This is a genomic window from Plantibacter sp. Leaf1 (assembly GCF_001421315.1).
Lineage (GTDB): Bacteria > Actinomycetota > Actinomycetes > Actinomycetales > Microbacteriaceae > Plantibacter.
The window spans coordinates 504,120-511,406 of the sequence record NZ_LMJX01000001.1 but is presented as its reverse complement, the minus strand read 5'-3'; the positions used below and the strand labels follow the sequence as shown (position 1 = coordinate 511,406).

Genomic DNA, 7,287 nt, shown 5'->3' with positions numbered 1-7,287 from the left:
GTTGACGACGGCGTAGTCGCTCACTGGTGTGCTCCTTTGTCTGAGGTGCTGCTGGTGCTGGCGCGGTGCCCGGCTCGGGTCGACGCCGTCGGGGCGGGTCGGACGCGAATGCGGAGCACCACCTGCACCGTATCGAACCCCGCCCCGCCTGTCAGGAGTGGAAGCCGCTTCAGGAGTCGAAGCCCAGACCCACAGCGTCCATCGTGCGCAGCCAGAGGCCCCGCTTGCCGCGGTTCCGGTCGGCGCGGGCCATCTCCGAGAGGGAGATGCGGGCGCCGATGAACGCGAGCGGGTCGGGCGGGAACGGCGTCGGCTTCTTCGTGACGAAGTCCATGGTCGTGCGCTCGGTGGGGGTGCCGCTGAGGAGGTCGAGCATGACGTTCGCCCCGTATCGGGTCGCGCCGACGCCGAGGCCCGTGAACCCGGCGGCGTGTGCCACTTTGCCGCCGTGCGCGGTCTCGAAGAAGGAGAAGAACCGTCCGCAGGTGTCGATCGCGCCGCCCCACTTGTGGGAGAACCCGAGGTCGGCGAGCTGCGGGTAGGTGTGGGCGAAGTGCGCGGCGAGCTTGAGGAAGGACTCCTCGCGCTGGTCGAATCGCGGCTCGACGCGGCCGCCGTAGTTGTACACCGCGTCGTAGCCGCCGTAGAGGATCCGGATCGACCCGTTCGCGTCGGTCGTGAGGCGCGAGTAGTGGAAGCGGTTGTCGAGGTCGGAGATGCCCTGCCGGCCCTTCCAGCCCAGGGCCTCCAACTGCTCGGGGGAGAGCGGGTTCGTCATGAGTGCGTAGTCGTAGACGGGCACCGTGTACTTCCGCGCTTTCGGGATGAGTGCCTTGAACACGTTGGTCCCGAGGGCGACGCGCTTCGCGACGACCGAACCGTGCGTGGTCGTCAGGGTGACGGACGTCGCATCGGAGGCGATGGAGCGGACGTGCGTGTACTCGTGGATCTCCACCCCGAGGTCGAGGCAGACCCGCCGCAGCTCCCAGGCCAGCTTCGCCGGGTTGACGAGCGCGGCGCCCGTCGGCTCGAACAGGCCGGCCTGGAAGATCGGCGAGTGGACCTCCGCCTGCATCGCCTCGCGGTCGAGGAAGCGGGCGCCGTGCTCCTCGGCGCTCTCGCGGAGCCACTCGACGTGGTGGGGGGCGGTCGCCGCCTGCAGCAGCCCCGTCTCCTCCCAGTCGCAGTCCATGCCGTACCGCGCGATGGTCTCGCCGATCTCGCGCAGGTTCTCGCGCCCCAGCTCCTCCAGGCGGTCGAACTCGTGCGGGAGGCGGCTCTTGCCGTTCGAGGACCCGTGGGTGAGGCTCGGCTCGCAGAACCCGCCGTTGCGACCGGATGCCGCCCACGCGATCCGCCGCCCCTCGAGGAGCACGACCCGGCGGTCCGGGTCGCGCTCCTTCGCGAGGAGGGCCGTCCACAGCCCCGAGTACCCGCCACCGACGATCGCCAGGTCCGTCTCGATGTCCGCTTCCAGCCGGGGGAGCGGTGCTGGCCGGCTCGGGTCGTCGAGCCAGTACGGCTCCGGGTCGGCCGCTGCCAGCTGTTCCCGCAGGCGTGCGGTGTCGGCGAGCTCTTCGGCCAGTTCGTAGGTGGTTCTCATGGTGTGGTGTCCCTTGTGGTGCTCGGTGCGTGGTGCTGCGGGGCTGGTGGTGTGCCTACTCGGTGCGTGCGGGGTCGGTGCGTTCGGCCGTGGCCTTCGGGCCCCCGGATCCGTTCGCCGCGGCTGCCGCGTCGCGCTTGGTGCTCCGCTGGACGAACAGCCAGATGACGACGCCGAGGGCGAGAAGGCCGAGCGCGATGCCGAGCTCGAGGAAGCCGCCGTAGCCGGTGGTGGAGAAGCCGGTCGCGCCGACGATGAGGATGATCGCGAGGAGCACCGAGAGCACGACCGACAGCGGCACGAAGAAGCGCGGCAGACGGATGGGGCGCACGGCGTCCGGGCGGTCCTTGCGCAGCAGGAAGAAGCCGGAGACGGCGAAGAAGTGCGTGAGGATGTAGCCGAGGTTGCCGGTGACGATGATCGCCAGCGGGTTCTGCAGCACCACGAGGATGACGACGTTCATGACGAGCATCACGTTGAGCGAGCGGAACGGCACCCCACGACGGTTCAGCACGCCGAGCGACGGGACGGTGACCCGCTCCTTGCCCATGTTGAACAGCACGCGGGAGGCGTCGGCCACCGAGGTGGTCATGATGAGCAGCAGCGAGGCGATGAGGCAGAGCACCATGACATCCGCGGCGCCACCGACGAGGGAGGCGAAGCTCGCGACGAAGAAGGTGGCCGGGTTGTCGGCGATCGCCGCTTCACCCGCGTAGCCGCCGAGGGTCAGCGGGATGACGAAGAAGACTCCGAGGCAGAAGAGGACGGACGCTTTGATCGCCTTCGTCGTGTCCTTCACCGAGTCGCGGTACTCCGGTGCGAAGGTCGCGCAGACCTCGATGCCGAAGGTGGTCCACGCCATGATGTACAGCCAGACGATCGCCGTGTGGAGGCCCTCGATGCCCTCGAGCTTCCAGGTGAGGTCGAGCGGCGCCCAGTCGGCGCTGAACAGCGGGAACACGATGAACACGAACAGCGGGATGAGCAGGATGCCGGCCGTGATGTAGACGAACGCCATGGTGACGCGGACGCCGATGACGTTGATGAGGTACATGACGCCGATGACACCCAGGCCGATGAGGATCGGGAAGGTGATGGAGATCGGGCCGAGCTGGATCACCCAGTCCTCGTTCGGGAACCACTGCGCCTGAATGAGCGCACCGGTGACGGCACCGTAGGTGGCGAGGTTGGTGCCCCAGGGGAGCCAGTAGCCGACGCCGGTGATCGGTGCGACCCAGGGGGCGCGCGACTTCCAGGCTTCGGCCGCGTAGTGCGCGATGCCGCCGGAGGAGTTCGGGAACATGGTCGCGAGCTCGGTGTAGATCCAGTTGACGCCCATGGCGAGGATCATGGAGATCGCCCACAGCACGGCGGCCCCCCAGCCGCCGAGGCCCGTGATGGAGGCGCCGAGCGTGGCGATGAGGGCGGCGGGCATGGTCATCGCCATGGCGAAGCCGTCGAACCAGCGCATCCGTTTCGGCAGGTGCGTGGTCTCGTCGGTGCTGGTGACGTGTTCGGTGGACATGGGCTCTTCTCGATTCGTGGGGACGAGACGTCGCTGTCTCGCGGCTGATGCACTCAATGTGCCGAAAGATTGTCGCTACGACAAGATCGGGTGGTTTCAGTTGTTGTAATCGTAACTTTGACGAAACAATACTGCTTGTTCGAGGAATCGCAAGGTCCTAGGCTGATCCCACATTCTCCCGACGACATCCGCACGACGCTGTTCGGCGTCGTCGGCCAGCCACGACACCAGGAGGTCCGGAATGACCACGTTGCCGACACCCACTCGCACCCAGCTCTTCATCGCCGGCGAGTTCACCGACGGAACCAGCTCGGAGCGCACGGAGGTGATCAGCCCCGTCACCGGAGACGTCGTCGCGTCGATCCCCGTCGCCGGCGCGGACGAACTGGACGAGGCGGTGCGTCGGGCGCACGAGGCGCAGCGGGAGTGGCGGAAGCTCGGCGTGTTCAAGCGTGCCGAGATCTGCCACCGGGTCGGCGACGCGATCAACGCCCGCGTCGAGGAGCTCGCCCGCCTGCAGACGCTCGAGCAGGGCAAGCCGCTCGCCGAGTCCATCGCCGACATCGCCGAGGCCGCACAGCTGTTCCACCTCCACGCCGAGGACGCCCTCCGCCTCTATGGCGAGACCCTGCCGTCGAGCGACATCGACAAGCGCATGTTCACCTGGCGCGCACCGGTCGGCGTCTGGGGCATCATCACGCCCTGGAACTTCCCGCTCCTCATGTTCAGCGAGTTCGTCGCCCCGGGCCTCGCCACCGGCAACGCCTGCATCGTCAAGCCGCCGAGCAACACGCCGCTCGCCGTGCTCGCCGCGATGGACTGCCTCGTGGAGGCCGGTGTGCCCGCCGGGCTCGTGAGCGTCCTCCCCGGTGACGGCGCCTTCGGCTCCGAGCTCGTCTCCCACGACGGCATCGACGCGATCGGCTTCATCGGTTCGTCCGCGACGGGCGCGAAGATCGTCCGCACCGCCGGCCTCAAGCGTTCGCTCATGGAGTGTTCGGGCAACGGTCCGATCGTCGTCCTCGAGGACGCGAACATCGAGCGCGCCGCGAAGGCCGCCGTCGACTCCGCCTTCTACAGCGGCGGCCAGGTCTGCTGCGCGACCGAGCGGCTCATCGTGCACCAGAACGTCCACGACGTCTTCGTCGAGGCGGCCCTCGCCTACGCCACCGCGAACGTCCGACTCGGCAACCCGTTCGACGAGGGGATCAACCTCGGCCCGCTCAACAACGAGGGCGTCGCCGCGAAGATGGACCGCCACCTCGACGAGGCGCGTTCGCTCGGCTTCGACATCCTGCTCGGCGGCGGTCGTGCCGCCGGCCACCCGACGGACCTCTACTACGACTTCACCATCGTCGACGGCGTCTCCGAGGACAGCCTGCTCTCGCGTGAGGAGTCGTTCGGCCCGGTCCTCCCGATCCTCACGGCGAAGGACGACGACGACATCCTGCGCATCGCCAACGCCGACGCGCTCGGCCTGCAGTCCGCGGTGTTCACCGACAGCCTCTCGAAGGCGTACCGGTTCATGGAGGAGCTCGAGACCGGCCAGGTGATCGTGAACGACTCCAACGGCTGGTGGGACATCAACATGCCGTTCGGTGGTGCGGGCGGCAAGGGCACCGGTTGGGGTCGTATCGGCGGCATGTACACGCTGCACGACATGACCGACCTCCGCACGGGCGCGATCCACATCCGTTGACCGTTAGACTCCGCCGATCCGCCCGGCCTCCCTCGGCTGGTCGGGTCGGCGTCGCCCCGGTCGACCGCCCGCGTTCGGGTCGGTCGGTCGGCCGGGGCTCGCGGCCGGGGTGTGGTGGACACCGCACCCGGGCCGTCAGGTTCCCCTCGCTACGCTTGACCGATGACCGTCCGCCAGCTGCCGGAGGAGCCCCATGAACGACCTTGACGACATCGACCGTCGGCTGATCGCGATCCTGCAGCAGGACGGACGGAAGGCGTTCTCCGAGATCGCCACCGAGACCGGGTTGCCGGCCTCCTCCGTCCGCTACCGGATCCAGCGGCTCGAGGACACGGGCATCCTGCAGATCGTCGGTATCGCGAACCCGCTGTCGATCGGCTTCGACCACCTCGCGCTCATCGGCATCCGCTGCGAGCCCGGCATGGCGCGTGGCGTGTGCCAGGAACTGTCGAAGCATGCGGAGACGAGTTACGTGGTGCTCACGAGCGGCGGTTTCGACGTGATGGTCGAGGCGGTGTGCCGCGACATGGACCACTACAAGACGTTCCTCCTCGACACCCTGCAGCCGACGCCCGGCGTCCGCTCCACCGAGACCTTCTTCGTGCTCGAAGCCCACAAGCTCGCCTACGGCTGGGGCGTCGGGTAGACCGACGGGCTGCTCCGACTCTGCCCGTCTCCGTCTTGCTCTGAGAGGTACCCCATGACCGACCACCTGCTCGCCCCGAACGCCGTCCTTCAGGGCGCCGACGTGGTGCTCGCCGACAACACGCTCGCGCCGGAGGACGTCGTCTCGGGTTCGCCACGCAGCGGGATCGTGTCGCTCGCGGCCGTCGGTGACGCCGAGGTGGGCGTCTGGGAACTCGGCGTCGGCGTCGTGCAGGACACGGAGGTCGACGAGGTGTTCGTGGTGCTCTCCGGTGCGGCGACCGTCGACTTCGCGGACGGCACCCCGTCGCTCGAGCTCCGCGCCGGTTCCATCGGCCGCCTCGCCGCCGGCGCCCGCACCACCTGGACGGTCCGCGAGACCCTCCGCAAGGTCTACGTCGCCTGAGCCGGCCGGCAGCTCCGGCCCCGGTCCCTGAGCTTGTCGACGGGCGCACGCCTCCCCATAGGCTGGTCGCATGAACCTGCGCACCGTCGAGCTCGACCACACGGACCACGCTGCCCTCGACCTCTGGTGGGGCGCGGCCTCCCGGGGCTTCCTCTCGAAGCCTGAAACCGACGTCGCGGTGCGCGCCGAGCGTCGGCAGCTCCTCGTCGGCAGCTCCATCCTCGGCGTCTACGACGACACCGCGGCCGAACCGCTCGTCCCTGTCGCCACGCTCGGGTCCTTCCCGACTGCGTTCTCCATCCCGGGCGGCACCGTCCGTGCGCTGGCGATCACCGAGGTCACCGTCTCCACCTCCCACGAGCGTCGCGGGATCGCCCGGTCGCTCATGGAGAACCGCCTGCATCACGCGCAGGCGACGGGCGCCGCGGTCGTCGCGCTCACCGCGAGCGAGGCCACCATCTACGGCCGGTACGGCTTCGCCCCGTCGACGTGGGAGTACACGCACGAGGTCGACCCGAAGCGCGTCGCCTGGCGGGGTGCGCCGCCCGCCGGCCGGGTCCACACGCTCGACCCGCGCTCGCTCGCGATCGTCGCCCCCGAGCTGTTCGAGCGCTCGCGTGGCGCGGGTGACATCGACCGCGGGGTCGCCTGGTGGAAGCAGGCCCTGCGCGAGGTGACGATCCGGCACTTCAGCCACGGTGAGGGCGACACGCTCGCGCTCCGCTACGACGATGCCGACGGCGAACCGCAGGGCTACGCGCTGTACCGCGTGGGTGAGGAGTGGGGGACGATCGTCGTCGACGACCTCGTCACCACCACGCCCGAGGCCCGGTACGCGCTGTGGCGACACCTCACGGGGATCAGCCTCACGACGAAGGTCACCTTCCACCAGGCGCCGGCCGACGAGGCCATCCCGTGGCGACTGGTCGACCGTCGTGCCATCAAGACCACCGCGCGAGCCGACTCCCTGTGGCTCCGCATCGTCGATGTGCCGACCGTCCTCGGCGCGCGCCGCTTCACCGTGCCGGGACCGTCGGCGCCGCGCGAGCACGTGCTGGACGTCGTCGACGCCCTCGGCTTCGCTGAGGGCCGCTTCGTGCTCCGCATCGACGAGCGCGGTGCGGCGGTCGCCGAGCGCCTCGGCGACGTGCCGGAACCGGACGCCGCCACCGACACCGACGCCGTGCGCCTCACGATCAACGAGCTCTCGGCCGTCCTCCTCGGCGGGCCACGGGTGTCGGCGCTCGCCGAAGCGGGGCTCATCACCGGCTCGGCGGACGCCGTGCGCGCGCTGGATCTCGCCTTCGTGACCGAGCACGCGCCCTTCCTGCGGACGCACTTCTAGGAGTTTCGGGCGCTCTGGTCCGTCGACCTCGAGCCTGCTCCACAGGCCGCCTGAGGTCCGGCTG

The 7,287-nt window shown here is 69.4% G+C and carries 6 protein-coding genes; 4 read left to right on the top strand and 2 right to left on the bottom strand.

The features are described from left to right. Window positions 1-169: 169 nt before the first annotated feature. Both ASE44_RS02245 and ASE44_RS02240 read right to left on the bottom strand, forming a co-directional pair. A complete protein-coding gene (locus ASE44_RS02245) occupies window positions 170-1,603 on the bottom strand; it encodes an FAD-binding oxidoreductase (RefSeq protein WP_056777009.1) in 1,434 nt (477 codons plus the stop codon). Window positions 1,604-1,658: 55 nt separating this feature from the next. After that, window positions 1,659-3,128, bottom strand: coding sequence for an APC family permease (locus tag ASE44_RS02240; protein ID WP_082455669.1), 1,470 nt, complete (start codon window positions 3,126-3,128; stop codon window positions 1,659-1,661). A gap of 241 nt (window positions 3,129-3,369) precedes the next feature. On the opposite strand from ASE44_RS02240, the gene ASE44_RS02235 reads away from it, so the two are divergent. The 4 genes from ASE44_RS02235 (at window position 3,370) to ASE44_RS02220 (ending at window position 7,223) form a co-directional block, all read left to right on the top strand. Further along, complete coding sequence (locus ASE44_RS02235; RefSeq protein WP_056777005.1) at window positions 3,370-4,827, top strand: aldehyde dehydrogenase; 1,458 nt, start codon at window positions 3,370-3,372, stop codon at window positions 4,825-4,827. A gap of 193 nt (window positions 4,828-5,020) precedes the next feature. After that, window positions 5,021-5,473 (top strand): Lrp/AsnC family transcriptional regulator, encoded by a 453-nt coding sequence (locus ASE44_RS02230; protein ID WP_056013555.1) that lies wholly within the window; start codon window positions 5,021-5,023, stop codon window positions 5,471-5,473. 54 nt (window positions 5,474-5,527) lie between these two features. Beyond that, window positions 5,528-5,878 (top strand): cupin domain-containing protein, encoded by a 351-nt coding sequence (locus ASE44_RS02225; RefSeq protein WP_056777000.1) that lies wholly within the window; start codon window positions 5,528-5,530, stop codon window positions 5,876-5,878. A gap of 70 nt (window positions 5,879-5,948) precedes the next feature. Beyond that, window positions 5,949-7,223, top strand: a complete 1,275-nt coding sequence (locus ASE44_RS02220; RefSeq protein WP_056776997.1) for a GNAT family N-acetyltransferase — start codon at window positions 5,949-5,951, stop codon at window positions 7,221-7,223. The last annotated feature ends 64 nt before the right edge of the window (window positions 7,224-7,287 follow it).